This window comes from Nitrobacter sp. NHB1, assembly GCF_036964665.1.
In the GTDB taxonomy this organism is placed as follows: domain Bacteria; phylum Pseudomonadota; class Alphaproteobacteria; order Rhizobiales; family Xanthobacteraceae; genus Nitrobacter.
Window position 1 is genome coordinate 2,992,041 of record NZ_JBAMDA010000001.1, and the last position, 22,123, is coordinate 3,014,163.

General features: G+C 63.0%; 19 protein-coding genes and 1 tRNA gene. 12 read left to right on the top strand and 8 right to left on the bottom strand.

The features are described 5' to 3' along the window. Positions 1 to 35 precede the first annotated feature (35 nt). A complete protein-coding gene (locus tag V4R08_RS13960; RefSeq protein ID WP_335579902.1) occupies positions 36 to 599 on the top strand; it encodes a L,D-transpeptidase in 564 nt (187 codons plus the stop codon). Between the two features lie 215 nt (positions 600 to 814). Continuing rightward, positions 815 to 1,624 carry a DUF2927 domain-containing protein gene (locus tag V4R08_RS13965; RefSeq protein ID WP_335580295.1) on the top strand — a complete coding sequence of 270 codons (810 nt, stop codon included), beginning with the start codon at positions 815 to 817 and terminating at the stop codon, positions 1,622 to 1,624. A 162-nt stretch (positions 1,625 to 1,786) separates the two neighbouring features. On the opposite strand, the gene V4R08_RS13970 is transcribed toward V4R08_RS13965, so the two are convergent. Beyond that, entirely contained in the window at positions 1,787 to 2,962 is a 1,176-nt protein-coding gene (locus V4R08_RS13970) for an isovaleryl-CoA dehydrogenase (protein ID WP_335579903.1), read from the bottom strand. A 196-nt stretch (positions 2,963 to 3,158) separates the two neighbouring features. After that, positions 3,159 to 3,830, bottom strand: a complete 672-nt coding sequence (gene trhA, locus V4R08_RS13975) for a PAQR family membrane homeostasis protein TrhA (RefSeq protein WP_335579904.1) — start codon at positions 3,828 to 3,830, stop codon at positions 3,159 to 3,161. A 222-nt stretch (positions 3,831 to 4,052) separates the two neighbouring features. Here trhA and V4R08_RS13980 point away from each other — a divergent pair, with 222 nt between their 5' ends. Next, a complete protein-coding gene (locus V4R08_RS13980) occupies positions 4,053 to 5,522 on the top strand; it encodes a YcjX family GTP-binding protein (protein ID WP_335579905.1) in 1,470 nt (489 codons plus the stop codon). Next, entirely contained in the window at positions 5,519 to 6,571 is a 1,053-nt protein-coding gene (locus V4R08_RS13985; protein ID WP_335579906.1) for a YcjF family protein, read from the top strand. Before V4R08_RS13980 ends, V4R08_RS13985 begins: the two co-directional genes overlap by 4 nt. A gap of 142 nt (positions 6,572 to 6,713) precedes the next feature. Here V4R08_RS13985 and V4R08_RS13990 read toward each other — a convergent pair whose 3' ends face one another. Further along, entirely contained in the window at positions 6,714 to 8,336 is a 1,623-nt protein-coding gene (locus tag V4R08_RS13990; protein ID WP_335579907.1) for a glycosyltransferase family 39 protein, read from the bottom strand. Positions 8,337 to 8,706: 370 nt separating this feature from the next. Here V4R08_RS13990 and V4R08_RS13995 point away from each other — a divergent pair, with 370 nt between their 5' ends. The 4 genes from V4R08_RS13995 to V4R08_RS14010 all read left to right on the top strand — a co-directional run bounded on the left by V4R08_RS13995 (position 8,707) and on the right by V4R08_RS14010 (position 11,202). Continuing rightward, positions 8,707 to 8,955: a hypothetical protein gene (locus tag V4R08_RS13995; RefSeq protein WP_335579908.1), complete on the top strand. Its 249-nt coding sequence runs from the start codon at positions 8,707 to 8,709 to the stop codon at positions 8,953 to 8,955. Positions 8,956 to 9,175: 220 nt separating this feature from the next. Then, a complete protein-coding gene (sorA, locus tag V4R08_RS14000; RefSeq protein WP_335579909.1) occupies positions 9,176 to 10,384 on the top strand; it encodes a SorA family sulfite dehydrogenase catalytic subunit in 1,209 nt (402 codons plus the stop codon). An 11-nt stretch (positions 10,385 to 10,395) separates the two neighbouring features. After that, on the top strand, positions 10,396 to 10,728 hold the full coding sequence (gene sorB, locus V4R08_RS14005) for a SorB family sulfite dehydrogenase c-type cytochrome subunit (protein ID WP_335579910.1): 333 nt from the start codon (positions 10,396 to 10,398) through the stop codon (positions 10,726 to 10,728). 273 nt (positions 10,729 to 11,001) lie between these two features. Next, positions 11,002 to 11,202 carry a cold-shock protein gene (locus tag V4R08_RS14010; RefSeq protein ID WP_011511778.1) on the top strand — a complete coding sequence of 67 codons (201 nt, stop codon included), beginning with the start codon at positions 11,002 to 11,004 and terminating at the stop codon, positions 11,200 to 11,202. Positions 11,203 to 11,419: 217 nt separating this feature from the next. On the opposite strand, the gene V4R08_RS14015 is transcribed toward V4R08_RS14010, so the two are convergent. Further along, positions 11,420 to 12,004, bottom strand: a complete 585-nt coding sequence (locus V4R08_RS14015; RefSeq protein ID WP_442935667.1) for a hypothetical protein — start codon at positions 12,002 to 12,004, stop codon at positions 11,420 to 11,422. A 264-nt stretch (positions 12,005 to 12,268) separates the two neighbouring features. Between V4R08_RS14015 and putA the strand changes: the two genes are divergently transcribed. The 4 genes from putA to V4R08_RS14035 all read left to right on the top strand — a co-directional run bounded on the left by putA (position 12,269) and on the right by V4R08_RS14035 (position 18,153). After that, entirely contained in the window at positions 12,269 to 15,277 is a 3,009-nt protein-coding gene (gene putA, locus V4R08_RS14020) for a bifunctional proline dehydrogenase/L-glutamate gamma-semialdehyde dehydrogenase PutA (RefSeq protein WP_335579912.1), read from the top strand. A 192-nt stretch (positions 15,278 to 15,469) separates the two neighbouring features. After that, the gene (locus V4R08_RS14025) at positions 15,470 to 17,017 is read left to right on the top strand and encodes an acetolactate synthase large subunit (RefSeq protein WP_335579913.1); all 1,548 of its coding nucleotides are present in this window, start codon (positions 15,470 to 15,472) and stop codon (positions 17,015 to 17,017) included. Positions 17,018 to 17,103: 86 nt separating this feature from the next. Continuing rightward, positions 17,104 to 17,778, top strand: a complete 675-nt coding sequence (locus V4R08_RS14030) for a metallophosphoesterase (protein ID WP_335579914.1) — start codon at positions 17,104 to 17,106, stop codon at positions 17,776 to 17,778. 117 nt (positions 17,779 to 17,895) lie between these two features. Beyond that, entirely contained in the window at positions 17,896 to 18,153 is a 258-nt protein-coding gene (locus V4R08_RS14035) for a hypothetical protein (RefSeq protein WP_335580296.1), read from the top strand. Between the two features lie 198 nt (positions 18,154 to 18,351). Here V4R08_RS14035 and V4R08_RS14040 read toward each other — a convergent pair whose 3' ends face one another. The 4 genes from V4R08_RS14040 to V4R08_RS14055 form a co-directional block, all read right to left on the bottom strand. After that, positions 18,352 to 19,455: a GTP pyrophosphokinase gene (locus V4R08_RS14040; protein ID WP_335579915.1), complete on the bottom strand. Its 1,104-nt coding sequence runs from the start codon at positions 19,453 to 19,455 to the stop codon at positions 18,352 to 18,354. A gap of 320 nt (positions 19,456 to 19,775) precedes the next feature. After that, positions 19,776 to 19,850: transfer RNA gene (locus V4R08_RS14045), tRNA-Val, on the bottom strand. 236 nt (positions 19,851 to 20,086) lie between these two features. Then, complete coding sequence (locus V4R08_RS14050) at positions 20,087 to 21,352, bottom strand: coiled-coil domain-containing protein (RefSeq protein ID WP_335579916.1); 1,266 nt, start codon at positions 21,350 to 21,352, stop codon at positions 20,087 to 20,089. Between the two features lie 118 nt (positions 21,353 to 21,470). Beyond that, positions 21,471 to 22,100 (bottom strand): DUF1134 domain-containing protein, encoded by a 630-nt coding sequence (locus V4R08_RS14055; protein ID WP_335579917.1) that lies wholly within the window; start codon positions 22,098 to 22,100, stop codon positions 21,471 to 21,473. Positions 22,101 to 22,123: the final 23 nt, after the last annotated feature.

The window sequence follows — 22,123 nt, forward strand, 5'->3', positions numbered from 1 at the left end:
TGTCTCGCCATGAAATCGATTGATGTGAGGAAATAATGACGCGCGTTTTGGCTCTTTTGATTGCCGCCGCCTTTGTTTTCAATGCGAAGTCCGCTTTCGCGCAGTACGTCGATACGCGCGGCTTCATGGATTTCGGGCCCAGTTTTACATCCGCAAATCCGATCCCGCGACAGCTTGTCCATTTCCAGAGCCGGTATGCGCCGGGCACCATCGTCATAAGCACCGCCGAGCGGCGGCTTTATCTCGTCCTCCCCGACGGCCAGGCGCTGAGATACGGCATCGGCGTCGGCCGCGACGGCTTCCGCTGGGGCGGCGTCCACCGCATCTCCGCCAAGAAGGAATGGCCGAGTTGGACCCCGCCGGCGCAGATGCTGCGCCGGCGTCCCGATCTGCCGCGCCACATGAAAGGTGGCATCGACAATCCGCTCGGCGCGCGCGCGCTGTATCTCGGCTCGACGCTCTACCGTATCCACGGCTCCAACGAACCGGAGACGATCGGACATGCGGTGTCCTCGGGCTGCTTCCGCATGACGAACGAAGATGTAAAGGACCTTTATGACCGCGTGTCGGTCGGCACGACGGTCGTCGTCAAGAATTAGAGCGTTTTCGAGCGAAGCATGCCCTCGGGCTTGACCCGAGGATGGGCACCGATTCGCGTGAAGAAACGCGCCAATTGAAAATCATAGAGCCCCGCTTCTGATTCCATCAGAAGCGAAAAGGCTCTAGGTCGGGGCCGCGGGACGTAACGTCGGCCGGAATGCGCGCGCGAACACAGCGTTTGTGCCTACGCGCGGGTTAAGGGACCCCGGCCGTGATGCATTCAGCTTTCCCGCGCAAGGTTGTCGCCGCCACCCTGATCGGAGCGGCGCTCTGCGCGCGCGCCGCCGTGCAGCCCGCCATCGCAGAGGTTGCGGGTGTCACCGCGCGCCAGCACGCCGACAGAAGGACATTCACCGACAGCGAGATTCTCGACGGGTTCTTCAAGATCGCCTTCGGCGCCGAGTACCATCTCGCCGGCCGGGTCGACCGCATCCGCAAATACGCCGGACCGGTGCGGGTGATCGCAAACGGCATCAGGCGTGCCGACCGGAAGGCACAACTCGCGAAAGTGGTCGCCGATATCGCACGGCGCGTTCGGCATCTCGACATCGCCATGGCCGACAGCATCGCCGCCGCCAACGTCACCGTCCGGCTGGTCCGCGACCGCGATCTCCATCGCACCATCGCCGCGCTCTATGGCGCCAGGCGGGCTCGCGAGATTCACAAGTCGCTCGACCCTCAATGCCTGTCCGGCTTCCGCAAGAACGAGAAATACGAGATCCAGCATTCCGACGTGATCCTGACCGTCGACAACGGCAATTTCATTTTCCTCGACTGCGCCTACGAGGAATTGCTGCAATCGCTGGGGCCGATCAACGACACCGATTCGGTGCCGTGGACCATGTTCAACGACAGCGTCCAGATGGGCTTCTTCGACATCTACGACCAGTACATCCTCAACATCCTCTACGATCCGCGCATCAACGCCGGCATGACCGTGCAGGAGGTCAAGGCAGTCCTGCCGCAGGTCATGATCGATGTGCGGGCATGGGTTGCGAAGGTCAACGACCTGCCGCTGGAGTGAAGCGATTCGTCTCGTCATCCCCGCCTGCGCGGGGATCCATACTCCCTGACGCGGTTGTCTTGCTATTCCCTTGCAAGAGACCAACCGGCGCTGCCTGCCCCACGAACGACGGTGCGTATGGGTCCCCGCCTGCGCGGGGACGACGACAATGTATGTCCGTGTCTACGCGGTCTTCTCGAACAACTCGCGGCCGATCAGCATGCGGCGGATTTCGCTGGTGCCGGCGCCGATTTCATAGAGCTTGGCGTCGCGCAGCAGGCGTCCGGTCGGATAGTCGTTGATGTAGCCATTGCCGCCGAGCAACTGGATCGCATCCAGCGCGCACTGCGTCGCCTTCTCGGCAGCGTAAAGGATCGCCCCGGCCGCGTCCTCGCGCGTGGTCTCGCCGCGATCGCAGGCCTTCGCCACCGCATAGACATAGGCGCGGCACGCGTTCATGGTGACGTACATGTCGGCGACCTTGCCCTGCACGAGCTGGAAGCCGCCGATCGGCTGTCCGAACTGCCTGCGCTCATGCACATAAGGCATCACCACGTCCATGCAGGCCTGCATGATGCCGAGCGGACCGGCGGCGAGCACGGCGCGCTCGTAATCGAGACCGGACATCAGCACGTTAATGCCGCTTCCGACCTCGCCGAGCACATTCTCCTCAGCCACCTCGCAGTCCTCGAACACCAGTTCACAGGTGTCTGAGCCGCGCATACCGAGCTTGTCGAGCTTCTGCGCGGTCGAAAATCCCTTCAGGCCCTTTTCGACGATGAAGGCGGTGATGCCGCGCGACCCCGCTGCGGTATCGGTCTTGACGTAGACCACCAGCGTTTCCGCGATGGTCCCGTTGGTGATCCACATCTTGCTGCCGTTGAGAACGTAGCGGTCGCCCTTCTTGTCCGCCCTGGTCTTCATCGAGACCACGTCCGAACCGGCGCCCGGCTCCGACATCGCCAGCGCACCGACATTCTCGCCGGAAATCAGCTTCGGCAGGTATTTGCGCTTCTGCGCCTCGCTGCCGTTGCGGCGCAATTGGTTGATGCAGAGATTGGAGTGCGCGCCATAGGACAATCCGACCGAAGCCGAACCGCGCGAGATTTCCTCCATAGCGATGCAGTGTTCGAGGTAGCCGAGACTGGCGCCGCCATAGTCCTCCTCGACCGTAATGCCGTGAAGACCGAGCGCGCCAAGTTTGGGCCAGAGGTCGCGCGGGAACTGGTTGGTCTTGTCGATCTCGGCCGCGCGCGGCGCGATCTCATTGTCGGAAAAATCGCGGACCGTCTCGCGGATCGCATCGGCGGTTTCGCCGAGGTCGAAATTGAAAGCACCAGGAGCGTTGGAAGGGGTCACGCGAAGTCTCCCGTATGCACGACCGGAGACCGATCGCGTTTCATTCCAGCAGCGACCATGCCACGGAGAGGGGACGGAGAGAAGAGACCGGCGCGATAGCTCTCTCCCGTCAATGCCTCCATGATGCGAGCGCGCGATGCGTCCGTGACCTTGCGGGTCGCGATGCCTGTATCGTCCCGCTCCGCATGTAAAAAGCTCAGGCCAAGACGAGATCGAACACCGCCGTGTAATGGCAGGCCGCACCGAGCAGGACGAACGAATGCCAGATGGCGTTCTGGAAGCGGAGCCGCCGCCAGGTGTGGAAGATCACGCCGAAGCTGTAGAGCGCCCCGCCCACGACCACAAACCATAGGGCCGTCGCGGACAGCGACGGCACCACGTCGTCGTAGATCGTGACGCCGCTCCACCCCATCACCAGATAGAGAACGATCGACAGCCGGTCGAACCGGCCCGGCAGAACCAGCTTGAGTGTCACTCCGATCATCGCCACGCACCAGACTCCGATCAGCAGAGCGAGCGCAAATGCACTGTCCTTCACCTGCATGATGAACGGCGTATAGGTCGCCGCGATCAGAACGTAGATCGCGGAATGATCGAAGCGGCGCAGCAGCCATTTCCGCGGCGACACCGGCCAGAGGTTGTAGGTCGCGGACAATACCAGCATGGCCATCAGGCCGGCGACGTAGATGGACACGACCGCCACGTCGCGGCCGCCGGCATAAACGGCAGTGAACGCGATCAGCACCGTGGCCGCGATCAGGCCGGCGAGGACGCCGAGCACATGCACGACGCCGTCGGCGATCAGTTCGGCGCGGTCGTAATTCCAGCGGATCGCGCCGGCCGTGGCATTCGCGGGGTCGGTTTGCAACGTCCCTAACTCGGGTTTGGGTCTATTTTCAATGTCTTGCGCTTGCAGAAAGGCGCTACAATGACGGCCGGTCCATCGTCAACGAAGTCTGAACACAAATAATGTACGGGTTGCCTCAAAGCCGAAACTTGATTTCTGCCCGAAAATCGCCACTTTCGGGTTGCCCGCACGCGATTTTCACGCTGTTCCACCCCCTAGCATTATCGTTGACATCACATCGACATGGCCTCCAGCTTTTCCGATATCGTTGAAGAAGCGCGTTTGTCGGCGCGGGCGCTGCTGGACTACGGCGAGAGCTTCTTCAACCCGACGGTCAGGCTCGGCGTAACGGGCCTGTCGCGTGCCGGCAAAACCGTATTCATCACGGCGCTGGTGCATGGCCTGTCGCGCGGCGGCCGGTTTCCGGTTTTTGAATCGCTCGCCAGCGGACGCATCGCCCGCGCCCAGCTTGCCCCGCAGCCGGACGACGCGATACCGCGGTTCAGCTATGAACATCACGTCCAGACGCTGATCGCGGAGCGGCGCTGGCCGAACTCGACGGTTGATATCAGCGAGTTGCGGCTCGTGATCGGCTATCAAGGGCAAAACGGCACGGACCGGACCCTGACGCTGGATATCGTCGACTATCCCGGCGAATGGCTGCTCGATCTGCCGCTGCTCGACAAGAGCTATGAACAATGGTCGGCCGAGAGCCTGGCACTGTCGCGGCAACAGCCGCGCGCGCGGCTCGCACAGGCATGGCACGCGCATCACGCAACGCTCCGGCCCTCGGCCCGCGAGGACGAGCAGGCGACGCTCACTGCGGCGCGGCTGTTCACCGACTATCTCCGCGCCTGTCGGGACGAGCGTTTCGCCATGAGCCTGCTGCCGCCCGGCCGTTTCCTGATGCCGGGCAACCTCGCAGGCTCGCCCGCGCTTACCTTCGCTCCGCTCGATCTGCCAGCCGGGGGGGTCGCGCCCGATGGATCGCTATGGACGATGATGCGGCGGCGCTACGAGGCCTACAAGGACCTCGTGGTTCGGCCGTTTTTCCGCGATCACTTTTCGCGGCTCGACCGCCAGATCGTGCTGGTCGATACGCTCGCCGCTTTCAATGCGGGGCCGGAAGCGCTGTATGACCTCGAAGCCGCCCTCGCCGGAATTCTGGATTGCTACCGTGTCGGCCGCAGCACGTTCCTGGGTACGCTGTTCCGGCCGCGGATCGACCGCATCCTGTTCGCCGCCACCAAGGCCGACCATCTGCATCACAGCAGTCATGACCGGCTTGAGGCGATCCTGCGGCGCGTTGTGGAACGCGCTGCCTCACGGGCCGAAGTCGCCGGCGCCGCCATCGACGTCGTCGCCCTGGCGGCCGTCCGCGCCACCCGCGAGGCGCAGGTGCGGTGCGGGCGCGAAAAACTGCCCTCCATTCTCGGTACGCCCCTGGCCGGCGAAGTCGCCAATGGCCAGCCCCTTGACGGCAACACCGAAGTGGCGACATTTCCGGGCGACCTGCCCACCGATCTCAAGGGCCTTTTCAGCGGCAACGGCGCGTTCCGCGGGCTGTCCACGACGGCGGTGGACCAAACCGATTTTCGCTTTCTGCGCTTTCGCCCCCCGCGCCTCCAAAACGACGGAACCCGCGATCCGGCTCTGCCGCATATCCGCCTCGACCGCGCGCTTCAGTTTCTGATCGGAGACCGACTGCAATGAGTGAGCGATCCGGCCTGCGCCGCCCCGTCACCTTTAAGCTCGACGATCCGAATGTGGTGGTCCTGGATCCCGACGAGGAGGCGGCCCGGCCTGTGCGCAGCAGCATTCGCATCACGCCGGAAGCCGAGCCCGAGCCCGAGCCCGAGCCCGTGTTGCTGCCGGAGCTGCCGGAGATGCCTCCGGTTCCGGCGCGGAAGGGATTTCGCTGGGGCGTGCTGTTCTGGTCGTCTCTCGCCGGGCTCGTCGTGCTCGGTACCGTGCTCGGCGCTATAAATCTGATCCACGACCTGTTTGCACGCAACGAGACGCTCGGCTTCCTCGGGCTGATGCTCGCGGCGCTGTTCGTGGTCGCGTCGATCGTCATCGCGGCGCGCGAGATCGCGGGCCTTGCCCGTCTCTCCACCATCGAAAGCATGCATCGGCGCGCGCTGGCCGCAATCGCGGCCGACGATCGCAAGGAAGCCGATGCGGTCGTTCGCGATCTGGTGAGGCTCGCCCACGACAACCCGCACCTTGCGCGGGCGCGGGCCGCGCTGCGGAGCCACGGCACCGACATCATCGACGGCGCCGATCTGGTGCGGCTCGCCGAACGCGAGCTGATGGCTCCGCTGGATCAGGAGGCGCGACGGCTGGTGTCGGTGGCGGCGCAGCGCGTGTCGATCGTGACCGCGATCAGCCCCCGCGCCGTGGTGGATGTGCTGTTCGTATTCGCCGCGGCGATGCGGCTGGTGCGGCAGCTCGCGCGCCTGTATGGCGGAAGGCCCGGCACGCTCGGGATGATCCGCCTGATGCGCCACGTCATCGCGCATCTCGCCATCACCGGCGGCATGGCGGCCAGCGACACGGTGATCCAGCAGATGCTCGGCCAGGGCATCGTCGCGAAGCTGTCGACGCGCTTGGGCGAAGGCGTCCTCAACGGATTGCTGACCGCGCGCCTCGGGCTGGCGGCGATCGACGTCACACGGCCGATGCCGTTCACCGCACTGCCGCGGCCAGCGCTCGGCGATCTTGCGAAAGACCTGTTGCGCAAACGCAGCAGCGACAAATAGAGCGTTTTTGAGCGAAGCATGTCCTCGGGCTTGACCCGAGGATGGGTGCCGGTTCGCGCGAAGAAAACGCGCCAATCAAAATCATAGAGCCTCGCTTCTGATTCCATCAGAAGCGAAAAGGCTCAAAGGCTCTGACTACCGCTCACCTGCTAACAAGGGCCAGACGGCGGCCACCATTACGCGGCAACGTGGCGTCGCCCTCCGCCAGTTGCCGCCATTTGTAGAGCGGCGAGCCCGGCGGCGGCGAGAGATCGGGTGTCCAGCCCGTCAGCTTTTCCAGAACATAGGTGTCCATCACCCGGCCGCGCCATATTCGTTGAACCTCGCCAAGCGGCGTCAGCACGGCAGATGTCGAGGCCAGAAACGAGGTGTCGTCGGGTTTCCTCGCAATGTAGAGCCCCGCATGGCCTGCGATCTTGCTTAACCCCGGATCGCGGAAGTCCATGAAGCGGCTGCGTTCGTTGATCTGGATTACCGGCACGCGATCCTTGAGATGCCAGCGCAGCATCGCGTAAATCCGGTAATCGTCGGTCGCGATCCAGGTCGCGCCGGAGCTTTGCAATTCGCTTTCCGCGCGGCTTGCGATTTGCGCGAAGCCGGCCTCGCCGCCGATCGGATCGGTTTTGCCGATGAAATTCCAGGGGCTGACGATGTAATACAGAAAGACCGCGGCGACGAGGACGATGCCCGACGCGATCGCGGCGTTGACCCAGAAGGCCGACCATTTCACCATCCCCGCCGGCCATTTTTCGCGGCGGCGCGTTGCGAGGTCGATCGCCGCTGCCGCGAAGCCCAACGGCCAGATCAGCATCGGCCAGGTGTCGCCAATCCGAAGGGTCGTCGACTTCCAGAGGAAATACCCGAACGGCATCAGCACGGCCGTGGACAGCAGCACGGCGACCGGATCGCGATGCCGATATCCGCGCCATGCCGTGAGCGCCACGCCGAACATCACCACAGGCAGCAGGATCGGCCCGACCTGGCCGAACTGAAGGCCGATATAGTCGCCGAGCGTGCGCAGCATGAAATCGTGCGCCGCGGTCGCGCGAACGAACTGAAACCTGAACGAAGCCCAGTCGTGCATCCCGTTCCAGATCAGGACCGGCGAAAACACCGCGACGGCAATCAACGCAGCGGCCCATGGATACGGGCTGCGCAGCCAGCGCCAACGCCAGTCCGGCACGACAATGAAGGCGGCAATGGCGGGGACCAGCATCAGCGCGGTCAGTTTCGACAGCAGTGACAGACCGCCGAAGAGGCCGGCCGCGAGCCACCAGCGCGCGTCGCCGCTCTCGGTGAGCCGCACCAGCGACCAGACCATCGCCAGCTCGAACGGGATCAGCGCGACGTCGGGCGCGACCTTCGCCATCAGCAGGCCGTAGTACAGCGCTGCTTCCATCATCAGCACCGCCAGTATGGCGGCACGGATGTCGTGTGTGACGCGGCGGACGATATCGGCCAGCAGCAATTGCGAAACCGGCATCGCCAGCAGCCCGGCAAACCTGACGCCGAAATTGGTATCGCCGAAAATCGCGGTGCCGAAACGAATGAACCACGCGATCATCGGAGGATGATCGAGGAAAGACAACGCGCTTTCCTTCGACCAGGTCCAGTAGTAGGCCTCGTCGGTGCGCAGATCCAGCGTGCCGGCAAAGATGCATCGCATCGCCGTCATCACAGCGATCAATGCCGCGACCCAAAACAGCGACGAAAGTGCCGGACGTTCCGGTTGCAACGCGGGTTTATCGGGCTCTGCGATTGTCATCTGGATGCCGAGGACTGCGCCCGTCGCGCATCCTCGCATGGTTCTCCGGCATTCGGTCGCGCTTTCTTGACCACACAGGCTCCGGTGTCAATCTGAGGCAACGCCGGCCCGCCGCCGCCTGGTTCGCGCATATTTCCCAGCGGCATTTGCGCTGTGTGAGATTTCGCACACACGGTTCGAAATCCCGTCTGCCTGAACGTCCATTCAGAAAATTGTCGGTTCACCCCGTCAGATTCTTCGAACCGCCTTTTCAAAGCAAGCGACGAACTTGCGACGGGCAAGAGCAACACCCAATCACGAGCCCGCAACCGGACAGTACGAATTGAAACGGAAACCCGCGCATCACGCGCTTCATTCAAGGAGAACGACCATGTTTCGTAAACTTGCTCTTGGATTTATTGCCGCTGCTTCCCTCGGTGCGGTGACGCTGGCGCCTTCGGCCGCTTCTGCGCATGGCTGGGGCGGGCATCACCACCACCACTTCGGCCATTTCGGTCACGGCTACGGCTACGGCTATGGCGTCGCCTTTGTCGGCGGCTATGATGACGGATGCTACGTGGTGCGGCGCGTACCGACCCCGTTCGGCTACCGCCTGCGAACCATCAACGTCTGCGATTGAGCCGGCCTTCGGTTCTCGATCGCAAAACCCCGGCTGCCCAGCGGCCGGGGTTTTGTTCGTCGGCGGGCAGCCGCATCGTCCGCCCGAGCAAAAGTCGGCGAGACGATCCATCGATGTTGTCGATCGAAAGCACCGATTGACTTGTAGGCTGGCGGTGCGAGACTTCGCGGATCGATGACCCGTGATGACGGGCCTCGACCGTAAAGCTTCGGAGGAAGCCATGCTTGACAGACGAGAGATGCTGAAACGCGTCGGCGCCGGACTGGCGCTCGGCGCCACCGCCAGCCTGACCCCGTTCAAGGCCTTCGCGCTCGACAGTGTGACCTTGCCGTTCGAGAACGGCGAGCGCCCGCTGGTGAAATATCCGCAGAAGCGCTTGATGATCGGCCAGACAAGCCGCCCGCCGCAGCTCGAAACGCCGTTTTCAGTTTTCAACGAAGGCCCGATTACTCCGAACGACGCCTTCTTTGTCCGCTATCACCTGGCCGATCTCCCGCTCAACATCGATCCCGACACGTTTACGCTCGAGATCAAGGGTAAGGTCGATCGTCCGCTCAAGCTGTCGCTCAAGGACATCAGAAAGATGAAGGCGACGGAGATCGTCGCCGTCAATCAGTGTTCGGGAAACAGCCGTGGATTTTCCAATCCGCGCGTCGCCGGCGGACAGTCCGGCAACGGCGCGATGGGTAACGCCCGCTGGCGCGGCGTGCCGCTCAAGGCCGTGCTCGATCAGGCCGGCGTGCAGGGGAGTGCGAAGCAGGTGGTTTTTGGCGGCATGGACGGTCCCGTCAGCGACAAGACACCGGATTTCGCCAAGGCGCTCGACATCGACCACGCGCGCGATGGCGAAGTGATGCTGGCCTACCTCATGAACGGGCGGGATTTGCCATTTTTGAACGGCTTTCCGCTCCGGCTCGTCGTTCCCGGATATTACGGCACCTACTGGGTCAAGCACCTCAACGAGATCACCGTCATCGACAGCATCTATGACAATTTCTGGATGAAGACGGCCTATCGCATTCCGGACAATGCCTGTGCCTGCGTCGAACCGGGCACCGCGCCGAAAGCGACGGTCCCTATCAACAGGTTCAATGTCCGTTCCTTCATCACCAATGTCGCCGACGGCGCGAAACTCAAGACCGGCGGCAAGCTGCTGAAGGGGATCGCATTCGATGGCGGCACCGGAATCAAGGAGGTCGCGGTGTCGATCGACGGCGGCAAGACCTGGAAGACCGCGCGGCTCGGCCGGAACTACGGCAAATACTCGTTCCGCGAATGGAAGATTCCCGTCAAGCTCGCCGCCGGTCCGCATGAACTGAAGGTGCGCGCGACCAGCAATGGGGGCCAGGTGCAGCCGGAGGAAGCCACATGGAATCCGGCCGGCTACATGCGCAACGTCATCGAGACCGTCCGCGTGACGGCGGCTTGAGGGAGACGATCATGACGCGTCCAGCTCTTCTCGCACTCGCAGTCGCCATCGGACTGGCCGGGGGCATCGGCGCCTTCGCTCCGACCACGGCCGGTGCCAAGCCGGTCAACTACAAGCTTCCCGATAAAGCGGCGGAGTTCAAACCCGGCCCTAATCTCGATATCGTGAAGAACAACTGCACGGCCTGTCATTCGGCGGACTACGTCCAGACCCAGCCGCGCGGCCCGAAATTCAAAAAGGATTTCTGGCAGGCGGAAGTGAACAAGATGATCAAGGTGTATGGCGCGCAGATCGATGAGGCCGACATCGGCAAGATCGTCGACTATCTGACCGCGACCTATTGACGTCCGGAAAGCCGATATTTGCCGGAAATTCTGGATCTTCTCGCTGATCGCCCCGCCTCGCCCGCCGCACCGGCGGGCGGATGCTTGGCGCCCTGGCGCGGGGAATGCCCAGAATTGTGGCAAAATTGTACCGTATTCAGATAGGAGTTGGTTCAGATATTTCGGGCTTGTGTTTGATCTATCAAGCCGGGCCGAGACCGCGTATCGTGCGCGCCGTCGGACGAGCCGGTTTCCGGGGACCGACGACTGTTTCAATCCTGCGGAGACTTGGGAATGGCTAAGGGTACTGTGAAGTGGTTCAACCCGACCAAGGGTTACGGATTCATCCAGCCGGCCGGCGGCGGCAAGGATGTATTCGTCCATATTTCGGCCGTCGAGAAAGCGGGCCTCTCAACGCTCAATGAAGGCCAGACGGTTGAGTTCGAGGAAGTTGCCAACCGCGGCAAGACCTCGGCCGAAAACCTCAAGGTTTGACGCGACGACGCGATTCTCAAGACCCGGATAAAGTCGTGTCCTGACAGGCGGGATGCACTCCGAGGAAAACGACATCGGCTTCGCCGACGTAATCAGGTTTACGCCATCCGCGCAGACCAGATCCGCCGGCGACGAATATCGGCGAACCACATGTATCGGCAAATCGCCGCGGCGCCGCGGCCGCGCGTGAGTGCATTGCTTCGATCTTCCTTGACCCTCAATCTTCCTTGACCCATCGATCCACGGTCATGACATCGGGCAGTTGCGCATAGCCGCGCGGCCACATGTCGACGACCCATTCCACATGCGTGGCGCGCTCCACCAGCACCGCGGTATTATGCGGGGTCTGCAGCACGAGCGTGTTGCCGCGATAATGCGGATTGCCCACGGTGTGAAATTTGAGAAGTCTCCAGTCCTGGAGGACCAGCAAGAGGCTGGTGACGTTGCGCGTCGTGTCCCAGCAATCGAAGTTGTGCTTGTCATCGCCGGCGCGAAAATCGGCTCGTGCCACACGCTTGTCGGTTCCGAGGATCGGCCCCATGCGGCGATCGAACCAGACCACCGCCTTTTGGACCGCCCGGCGCTCTGCGGCGGCCGATGACCGGCCCGCCGCCAGAATCCGCGTCAGCGCAGCCCGATCGCCAGACGTGAAATCGAGGCTTTCACGGCGCCGGCATACGAAGCCGTAGCAGACCGTCATGGACTTCGCGGTTGGCGGATAGATCGAGACGGAGGTGTAAAGCTGCGCGATGCCGGGGCTGAGTTCAGCGGCCCCGGCAGGACCGTCCATCGTCTGGGCCATGAGCAGCATCGCACCCGCCGCAAACAGACGAGACAGGCGGCACGCACGCGATCCGTTAATTCGTCGATTTGGAAAGCCAGCCATCATACGTCGATGAAACTCCCGATACCGGCGGTCCCATTGGCTCCATACCGGATTAAGCTTAGCTTGTTTGGTTGGAGAAAGGGTCGTACGGCCGCAACAGCATTTCAGATTCGTGTCGCGCGCGTGCGATCCACATGACAGTTCTCAAACGGCAGTTTGCGGAAGGCCGAGGAATCGCCGATGTCGCCCGAACTTCCACCGCCGTTTTCGGCTCCCTACGTCTCGGACGACCGGACGATCGCGGCGCGCCTGCTGTCCGAGGTGCGGCTGACGCCCGAACCGGAAGCACGGATCGATCGCACGGCCCGCGGCCTGATCGACGCCATCCGGCGAAACGACGACCCGCTGGGCGGCGTCGAGGACATGCTGCGCGAGTTTGCATTATCGACCAAGGAAGGACTCGCGCTGATGGTGCTCGCCGAGGCGCTGCTACGGGTGCCCGATGCCGATACCGCGGACCGGTTTATCGAGGACAAGCTCGGGCAGGGCGACTTCATCCATCACGAGACCAGATCCAGCGCCTTCCTCGTCAACGCCTCCGCCTGGGCGCTCGGGTTGTCGGCGCGAGTTATCCAGCCGGGCGAGACGCCGCTGGGAACCATCGGGCGGCTCACCAAGCGAATCGGCGTTCCTGCGGTCCGGGCGGCGACGCGGCAGGCGATGCGGCTGATGGGCAGTCACTTCGTGCTCGGCGAGACCATCGAGGCAGCGCTGGAGCGGGCGCACGCGCATTCAGCGGGATACGCCCGCTACTCCTTCGACATGCTCGGCGAAGGCGCGCGCACCGCCGCGGATGCGGACCGCTATTTCAAGTCCTACGCCGCCGCGATCGAGGCGATCGGCCAGGCCGCCGGCGACAGGCCCTTGCCCGACCGCCCCGGCATTTCCGTCAAGCTGTCGGCGCTGCATCCGCGCTTTGAGGCGGTGAGCCGACAACGGGTGATGGCGGAACTGGTGCCGCGCGTTATCGATCTTGCCGCGCGCGCCAAGGTCCGCGATCTGAACTTCACGGTCGATGCGGAGGAAGCCGACCGGCTCGAACTGTCGCTCGACGTCGTTGCCGCAATCGCCGCCGACCCTTCGCTCGCAGGCTGGAGCGGCTTCGGTCTCGCCGTTCAGGCCTATCAGAAGCGCGCCTGCGCGGTGATCGACTATGTCGACGACCTTGTGCGACGGCTGAACCGACGAATGATGGTCCGTCTGGTGAAGGGCGCGTACTGGGACACCGAGATCAAGCGCGCGCAGGAACGCGGGCTCGACGGCTATCCTGTGTTCACTCGCAAGGCGATGACTGACCTGAACTACATCGCCTGCGCGAAAAAACTGCTGACGCTGCGGCCGCGTATTTTTCCGCAATTCGCGACCCACAATGCCCTCACCGTCGCCACGCTTCTCGAACTGACTGACGGAGCCGACGACGGATACGAGTTCCAGCGCCTGCACGGCATGGGCGAGGCCCTCTACGCCAGGCTCGGCAAGGATCGTCCGGCAATCGCCTGCCGCACCTATGCGCCAGTCGGCAGTCATCGCGACCTGCTTGCCTATCTGGTGCGCCGCCTTCTCGAAAACGGCGCCAACTCTTCCTTCGTCGCGATGGCCTCCGATCCCAATGTAGCGGCGGACGCCCTGCTGCGTAGACCGTCCGATATCATCGGGAATGCCGACAACGCCGGACATCCGACGATTCCACTGCCGCGCGATCTGTTGCAGCCGGAGCGCGTCAATTCGCGCGGCATCGAATTCGGCGAGCGCGCGGCGCTGAGCCGGCTGGTTGCCGACCTCGCGGCCGAACAAGCCCCGACCGTCACGGTGAACCACAGCGCGCCGGAAGATGTGAGCCGTGCCGTTGCCGCGGCGCGCGAGGGCTTTTCGCCATGGAGTCGGGCACCGGCGGCTGTGCGAGCGGCTGCCCTGGAACGCGCGGCCGACTTGCTGGAGCAGCGCATGGCGCATTTCATCGCGCTGCTGCAACGGGAAGGCGGCAAGACGCTGGATGATTCCGTGTCGGAAGTCCGTGAAGCCGCCGACTTCTGCCGCTACTATGCCGCGCAAGGCCGCAAGCTGTTCGGCGATGCGCAGCCGATGCCGGGACCGACCGGCGAGCGCAACACGCTGCGGCTGCGCGGGCGCGGCGTCTTTGCCGCGATCTCGCCGTGGAATTTTCCGCTGGCGATCTTTGCCGGACAGGTGACCGCGACGCTGATAGCCGGCAATACGGTGGTCGCGAAACCCGCCGAGCAGACGCCGCGGATCGCAGCCGAGGCCGTGCGCCTGCTGCACGAAGCCGGCATTCCCGAAGCAGCGCTCCACCTGATCCAGGGCGATGGACCCATCGGGGCGGCGTTGGTCGCGCATCGCGATATCGCCGGCGTGGTCTTCACCGGCTCGACGGAGGTGGCGCGGTCAATCAATCGCACCCTCGCGGCCAAGGACGGCCCCATCGTGCCGTTGATCGCCGAGACCGGCGGCATCAACGCCATGATCGCCGACGCCACCGCGCTGCCCGAGCAGGTCGCAGATGATGTCGTGACCTCGGCGTTTCGTTCGGCCGGGCAGCGTTGCTCGGCACTGCGGCTGCTGTTCGTGCAGGAGGACGTGGCCGACCGCATGATCGAGATGATCGCGGGCGCAGCGCGCGAACTGAGGATCGGCGACCCGTCCGATCCCGCCACGCATATCGGCCCGGTGATCGACCGCGAGGCCAAGGAGCGACTCGATGCGCATATCGCGCGCATGACGCGCGAGGCCCGCGTGCATTTCGCTGGGCTTGCGCCCGCGTCCGGCAATTTCGTCGCGCCACACATCTTTGAACTGGCCGACGCGCGGCAACTGAGCGAAGAGGTGTTTGGACCGATCCTTCACGTCGTGCGCTATCGCGCCTCCGGCCTCGATGCGGTTCTGCAAGCCATCGACGACAGTGGCTACGGCCTGACGCTCGGCATCCACTCCCGCATCGACGACACGGTCGAGGCGATCGTCGACCGCCTCCAGGTCGGCAACGTCTACGTCAACCGCAACATGATTGGCGCGGTGGTCGGCGTGCAGCCGTTCGGCGGTCACGGCCTGTCGGGGACCGGGCCCAAAGCCGGCGGCCCGCACTATCTCACCCGTTTCGCGACCGAGCAGACCGTGACGGTGAATACCGCAGCCGCCGGCGGCAACGCCGCATTGATGACGGAAGAAGGGTAGTCAACATCCACCGGGACAACCGAATAACTTAAAGCGCCCGTTCTGATTCCCATCAGAACGGTAAGCGCTCTAGTCTCGGCTCATGCGGGAACGCCAGCCGCCGTGAGGCAGCCATGCGCCGGCAATCCTTTGACGCGCGGCTGGAACGATGTTGATCTTGGGTTCGTTCGAAAGAAGGCGCGGAGCGCAAGGATGAACGGTGCTGAAAGCCTGGTGCGAACGCTGGTTCAGGGCGGCGTGGACGTCTGCTTCGCCAATCCGGGCACCTCGGAGATGCATTTCGTCGCAGCGCTGGACCGGGTGGAGGGCATGCGCTGCGTGCTCGGGCTGTTCGAAGGCGTGGTGACCGGCGCCGCCGACGGCTATTTCCGCATGAAGGGTACGCCGGCCTGCACCCTGCTGCATCTCGGTCCGGGGCTCGCCAATGGTCTTGCCAACCTTCACAACGCCAGGAAGGCGAATTCAGGCATCGTCAACATCGTCGGCCAGCACGCGGTCTACCACATCGGATACAACGCGCCGCTGACGTCGGATATCGAGGGGCTGGCCCGGCCGATGTCGGCCTGGGTCCGCACCTCGCCGGATTCGAAATCCGTTGCCAGTGACGGCGCTGCGGCGATTGCGGCGGCGAAAAGCTCACCACCGCAGATCGCGACGCTGATCCTGCCCGCCGACACCGCATGGAACGAGGCCGACGGCATTGCTGCGGTGCCTGAGACGTCGCAGCGCGCCGGCTATTCGCCGCAGGCGGTCGATACCGCGGCCAAGATCCTGCGCGGCGGCGGCGGCGAGACTTTGCTTTTGCTCACGGGCGGCGCGCTGACCGAGCAGGGACTGGGGCTGGCCGCCGCTATCGCGGGCAAGACCGGCTGCAAGGTGATGGGGCAGACCTATAACCCGCGCATGGCGCGCGGCCGTGGCCGCTTTTCCATCGAACGCATCCCTTACGTGATCGAGCAGGCGTTGCCTGTCCTTAAAGACTTCAGGACCATCATCCTGGTCGAGGCTAACGATCCCGTCGCGTTCTTCGCCTATCCGGACAAGCCGAGCCTCTTGAAGCCCGAGGGCTGCGAGGTGCATCGCATGACGGCGAGCGGCGAAGACTCGGTGGCCGCGCTTGAGGCGCTGGCAGGTGCTGTCGGCGCCAGGCCGCAGGACACGAAACCGCAAAAACCGATGGAAATCGCGTGGCCGAGCGGGCCGCTCAACCACGCCTCCATCGCGCAGGCGATCGCGATGGCAATTCCGGAAAACGCCATCGTCGTCGACGAGTCGATCACGACGGGGCGCGGATTCTTTCCGCCGACCGCTTCCGCTGCGCCCCATGACTGGCTGCAGAACATGGGCGGCTCGATCGGATTTTCGACGCCGGTGGCGACCGGCGCCGCGGTGGCCTGTCCGGACCGCAAGGTGATCTGCATGGTCGGCGACGGCAGCGCGATGTACACGCTGCAATCGCTGTGGACGCAGGCGCGCGAAGGGCTCGACGTCACCACGATCATTTTCTCGAATCGAACCTATCAGATTTTGCATGGCGAGTTCGACGGCGTCGGCGCCGGCGAGCCGGGCCGGCGGGCGATGGACATGCTGAGCCTCGACCGTCCGACGCTCGACTGGGTTGCGCTCGCCAGAGGCATGGGCGTGCCGGGGCGAACCGTGACGACCGCGGACGACTTCAACGAGGCGCTTGCCGGGGCAATGGCCGAGAAGGGGCCGCGCCTGATCGAAGTGCAGATGTGACGACCTATGCGGGGCGCGGCCGGACCGGTAAACAACCGTCGATGCGCTGAGCGCAACTGGGACGCGCCGTGCGTGCGAGAGCCTTGATGAGCCTGACCTATGTCATTCCCGATATTCACGGCCGCTTCGATCTCATGAGCGAGGCCTTGCACAGGGTTCATGTCTACGCCGCGGGCAATGGCGGCACGCTCGTCATGCTGGGCGACTACGTCGACAAGGGGCCGGACAGCAACAGGGTCATTGCCCGGTTGCGCCGCGGAATGCCGGACGGCTGGACCTTCGTTCCGCTCAAAGGCAATCACGATGCGATGATGGTCGCGGCGCGGCGCGACCCCGCGACAATGACGCGCTGGCTGAAGCGCGGCGGCGATGCGGTCCTGGAATCCTATGGCGGCGATCACTCCGTTATTCCGGAGGCGGACATTGCCTGGCTCGAGGCGCTGCCGCTCATGCATATCGATGCGCACCGGATCTACGTTCACGCCGGGCTCGATCCCGGCGTCGCGCCCGATGCGCAGCCTGAGACCACGCTGCTCTGGAAACGCTATCCCAAAGGCGATGCGGCCGGCTTCGAGGGCCGCCATGTCGTGCATGGCCACAACTCGTTTGCGCAGGGACCGGAGTCGTACCAGGGCCGCACCAATCTCGATACCCGGGCTTGGCGAACCGGCCGTCTCGTGACCGGCGTGTTCGACGATGCGTTGCCGGGCGGGCCCGTCGATTTCATCGTCGTTCATGGCCCGGCACAGGGGTCGGGCTGACTCTCTGGCGTGGCGGAACCGCGCAAGGATTGATGAGGGACTGCGCCCGGCCTCTTTCGTGGGATAGCCTGATCGTTTGTCTTGACGGCCGCGCGCGGCGCAGGTCTTTCGTATGGCATGGACAAGGTCTCCACCTCGGTCACGAAACTGCAAGCGACGTTCCGCATCACGGTGAACGGCGAGTCCGTCGCCATCGCGACGGTGGGACAGGCCTACGACTTCATCACCCACCTGAGCACCGTCGAATGGGCGGAGTTTCGCGCACTGCACGAGGAGGCCCGCGCAGCGCTCGAGGCCGCCGCCGGCAACGCGATGCTGAGCCGCAAGGCGACCGATGCGTTGCGGGCGCTGTTTGCGCGAACAAAACTGCTGTGAGCGATCGGACCGGATGATTGCGGCGCGGTGGACTGGAATCCGTCGCCGGACAAATGGTGGGCGCACAAGGGATCGAACCTTGGACCTCTCCCGTGTGAAAGGAGAGGTTAGTTTCAATTCATGCATGTCCCGCAGGGCTTTTTCTCATTTCCAAACAGGCACTGGGCGGATTTTGGGCCAATATGTTTTGCATCCGTTCTATTTGGGTTGATCGTCTGCAATTGTACCGCTAGTTGGTGACTCAATATTGAAAGTGCCGGTGGTGATTCCGTTGGCCTTCATCTTCTCCAATTGCATGCGTCGGCGGTTCTCCCAGTATGACCCTCGCCAAGGATGCTTGTTATTCCAATCTTCTCCAAGCGCTGCTTGCAGCATCATTTCGAAACGAGCGAGCTGACCTTGCCTGGACCCTTGTAATATTATGCTAAGCCGATGATCATCGTGAGGAGCAATAGCTTCTTCGACTTGGAGTAGGTCTCGGAAACCTAACGTTTTAAGCAGTCTCGCCGTCCAATCGTAGTTCCAGCCGGACATTCGCCCGTCTGGCCCTAGCTTTCCGTCCAAAAAGAGCTTGAGAGCTTTCGGAGTGATCTCGATGCCTGACAGATTGCCTGCTTCAACACTGGTTTTGGCGACCGTTTCAAGCGTGGAGTTTGCATCGTCTATCGCCTGAAATTCCCTGTCTGCTAGCTCAAGCATGCCTGCCAAGGCCACAAATCGGCGCCGAATTTCGGTCGGTATCGTCAGGGAGGATTTGTATTGAATATCGTGCTCGATCTCGGCCCAGGCATGCTGCAGAATTGTTCTTACCTGTACTTCTACTATGCTCCCCGCAAATCGCTGGTATTCCGCTAGTTGAGAGCGGTCGTTCTTTAGTTTGAGAAGATAATGGATGCTCTGATAACCGAAACGATCGGCCTCTATCAGGAGCATGCCCTTATTGGATTTTTCAACGATATCGAATTCTGTCCTCAGCATGTCGTCTACGTCAGACAAGGTACTGAGAAAGTGCGTGATTATGCGAACCCCGGCGAGATCAGTGATCTCGTGGAGGGGGTTAGTATATTTCGGTTTCGAGGGATCTTCTTCGGATGGCATCGCTGCTTTAACGGCAAAGCTCGCGGCGTCCTTTGCTCGTGACTGGACCGAGTGAATTTTTACTTCCCGGCCTTCCAACGATTGCTTGATAATGCGACCTACTACTTCAGCAAGATCGACGTAAAACGGCTGCAGCTTCAAATAGTCAACTGCAGCGGTGTCGGCGTGTGCCTTGAGCAAATCTTGGTCGGCATATGGCTGCACATTTACCTCGCGGACTCGGCCACAACCGAGAATAGATTCTAACCCAGCTTTATCCCGTTCCGTGTGGGTCGCAAAGCCCAGCGGGGCTAATGGGAACCTCGTGTTTTACTCACTTAAGTAGCTGAATAGACAAGGTATTTCTATTTCATTGAAGTGAGCTATGCAAAATTGCCGAAAATAGTATTATAATACCGAAATCTCAAAAACCAGTGGGCGGATTTTGGGCGTCATCAAACGTAAAATTACGTCTCCAAACGTATCCAAGCGCACTATGAGAACTTCCTGCGAACATAAAAACCATGCATTTGCAAGGTCTTAACTGGTGGGCGCACAAGGGATCGAACCTTGGACCTCTCCCGTGTGAAGGGAACGCTCTCCCGCTGAGCTATGCGCCCGGGATCGGCATCTGCCGTAAAAATTGCCGGGCTCCGGTTTCGGCCGACCCGGCGCAGCGACCGAAGCCGCGATTTAGGGAATGCAGGGCAGGGGTGTCAAGCGACCTTGCGCCTGCGCCAGGTCGTTCAACCCGGCTATAGCGTTTTCGAGCGAAGCGGGCACCGGTTCGCGTCAAGAAAGCGCGTCAAAACAAAAAGCGGAGCCCGGCTTTGATTCCATCAAAGTCGGAATAGCTCTAACGCGCGCTGCGAGAGGCGAGGGATTGCAGGGCGCGGATGCGGTCGGCCAGCGTGCCGGCGGAGGGGATCGCGCCGCTGCCGGCTGTGCCGTTCACGGTTTTCGCCGCCCTGGTCGGGGCCGCGTCTGCCGCCAGGATGGCCTTGATCGGGGAATTCGGCCCCTCGATGGTCATGGCCAGCCCGGCGACCTCGGCGGCGATGTCGTTGATGTGCTCACGCAACAGCGCGTTTTCCATGTGCTCGGTTGTACCGGACGATTCCGCCTGCTGCTGGATCACATTGATGTCGCGCTGCAGTTTGGCTCGCTCGTCGTGGGCGGCGCGCAGCGCCCGTTCGGCTGCGATCATCTCGTGGCGCAGTCCATCGATGAGCGGGGACTTGCCGCCGTTCAGCGACGCGATCTCCTCGCGCAATTCGCTGATGGCACGTTCCGCGGCCGCGTTGGCCTGCCGCAACCGACCGTTCTTCTCGTCTCGCTCGGCCAGCGTCTTGGTCTGCGCGGCGAGGTGGCTTTCGATCTCCCTGACACGACTGCCGAGCCGTTCCGCGTCCTTGACCTTGTCAATAAGCTCGCCGTCGATCTTGACGACGCGCTGGCTCAGATTTTCTACGTGTTTGCGCGCCTCGTCGCGCTCCCGGGCCGTGGCGGCCGATACGCTGCGCTGCTGCTCGAGCAGCGCCTGCGTGGCGGCGAATTCCTTTTCGACATCGTTGACGCGGCTCTGCAATCGCTCGATCTGCGCGCGCACCGCGAACAATTCGTTTTGCCGGGTCTCCGCCGTCAGCGAGCGGTCCGACAGCTCCTGACGGAGCCGGCCGAGTTCGGCCTGCCTGTCGGCGAGGGTCTGCTCGGTGCTTCGCAACGTTTCGGCCTTGGCGGCAAGCTCCTGTTCGGTGGACTGCAAATGCTCCCCGACCGTCTTCTCGTGCCCATCGAGATTGAATATCGTGGCGTTCTTCTCGCCGAGTTCGACCTTCAGGCGGTTGATTGCGTCGGCCTTTTTGCCGAGCTCGGCGGACTGGCTGGCGGTCTTTCTCTTGAGCTGGTCGACGCTCATCTCCAGACGCCGTGCCGACATCGCAAATTCGGCGCGCAACTGATCCTTGTCGGCCTGGATTTCGGCCATCGACATCGGGGTCGCTGCTTCGAGGCGTTTGGTGGTGAGGCGGACGGCGCGGTTATGCACGAGCGGCATGACCATCAGCGCGCACAGCATCGAAACCAGAAAACCGATCGCCAGATACATGATCGGCTCGACCATGGGCAACGCTCCACACGCCGGATGAGGATTTGGTTACCATGCCACGGCCGGCCGGCAAAAGGCCAGCGCTACGCCCCGATAAGTTCGTCCGCGGTTGCGGACGAACTTATCGGGGATATCAGAACGGGTTCCAGGTCGCCCGCGGTGTATATTTCAGATAGCCGATATTGGCGCCGAGCCGCAGCCCGAGACCGGAGCGGATCGGCACCAGCACGATGTTGTTTGCGGTCAGCGCCGTCATGCCGAAGCCGCCGATGATGTAGGCGGAGCCGTCGATGCCCGCGAAGCGCTGATAGATCGCGTTCGTGGCCGGCAGGTTGTAAACCAGCGTCATGGTGCGGGCGCCGTCGCCGCCCCAGTCGAAACCGACCGACGGCCCCTGCCAATAGACTTTCAGGTCGCCGGCATTCTTGGTGTAGAGGGTGCCCTCGCCGTAGCGCAAGCCGGCGATGAAGGCGCCCGAGCCTTCCTCGCCCAGGATGTAGCCGTTGGGCAGGCCCCACTGGCTTACGGCGCGCTCGATGACCGAGGCCAGACCGCGAGAGACGTTGCCGAAGAACCTGGTTCCGGATTTGAGCAATTCGTCCGACGAATAGGTGTCGTGACCGGCGTGCCGTTGCGGCGGGGGCAGTTGCTGGCCCGGGGGCGCATCGTATGGCGGCGCCGATTGCTGGGCGGATGCCGGCACGATCCAGAATGTCGTCGCTGCAGCGAGCGCGACCGCTGCAAGGCGCGAAATGAAAGTCATGGAAGCATCCCCCAAGGTAGCGA

Excerpts from the sequence above, each read along its gene's own strand:
- V4R08_RS13960 (WP_335579902.1), top strand. The coding sequence starts at position 36 with ATGACGCGCGTTTTGGCTCTTTTGATTGCCGCCGCCTTTGTTTTCAAT.
- V4R08_RS13965 (WP_335580295.1), top strand. The coding sequence starts at position 815 with ATGCATTCAGCTTTCCCGCGCAAGGTTGTCGCCGCCACCCTGATCGGA.
- V4R08_RS13980 (WP_335579905.1), top strand. The coding sequence starts at position 4,053 with ATGGCCTCCAGCTTTTCCGATATCGTTGAAGAAGCGCGTTTGTCGGCG.
- V4R08_RS13985 (WP_335579906.1), top strand. The coding sequence starts at position 5,519 with ATGAGTGAGCGATCCGGCCTGCGCCGCCCCGTCACCTTTAAGCTCGAC.
- V4R08_RS13990 (WP_335579907.1), bottom strand. The coding sequence starts at position 8,336 with ATGACAATCGCAGAGCCCGATAAACCCGCGTTGCAACCGGAACGTCCG.
- V4R08_RS13995 (WP_335579908.1), top strand. The coding sequence starts at position 8,707 with ATGTTTCGTAAACTTGCTCTTGGATTTATTGCCGCTGCTTCCCTCGGT.
- sorA (WP_335579909.1), top strand. The coding sequence starts at position 9,176 with ATGCTTGACAGACGAGAGATGCTGAAACGCGTCGGCGCCGGACTGGCG.
- sorB (WP_335579910.1), top strand. The coding sequence starts at position 10,396 with ATGACGCGTCCAGCTCTTCTCGCACTCGCAGTCGCCATCGGACTGGCC.
- V4R08_RS14010 (WP_011511778.1), top strand. The coding sequence starts at position 11,002 with ATGGCTAAGGGTACTGTGAAGTGGTTCAACCCGACCAAGGGTTACGGA.
- V4R08_RS14015 (WP_442935667.1), bottom strand. The coding sequence starts at position 12,004 with ATGGCCCAGACGATGGACGGTCCTGCCGGGGCCGCTGAACTCAGCCCC.
- putA (WP_335579912.1), top strand. The coding sequence starts at position 12,269 with ATGTCGCCCGAACTTCCACCGCCGTTTTCGGCTCCCTACGTCTCGGAC.
- V4R08_RS14025 (WP_335579913.1), top strand. The coding sequence starts at position 15,470 with ATGAACGGTGCTGAAAGCCTGGTGCGAACGCTGGTTCAGGGCGGCGTG.
- V4R08_RS14030 (WP_335579914.1), top strand. The coding sequence starts at position 17,104 with ATGAGCCTGACCTATGTCATTCCCGATATTCACGGCCGCTTCGATCTC.
- V4R08_RS14035 (WP_335580296.1), top strand. The coding sequence starts at position 17,896 with ATGGACAAGGTCTCCACCTCGGTCACGAAACTGCAAGCGACGTTCCGC.
- V4R08_RS14050 (WP_335579916.1), bottom strand. The coding sequence starts at position 21,352 with ATGGTCGAGCCGATCATGTATCTGGCGATCGGTTTTCTGGTTTCGATG.
- V4R08_RS14055 (WP_335579917.1), bottom strand. The coding sequence starts at position 22,100 with ATGACTTTCATTTCGCGCCTTGCAGCGGTCGCGCTCGCTGCAGCGACG.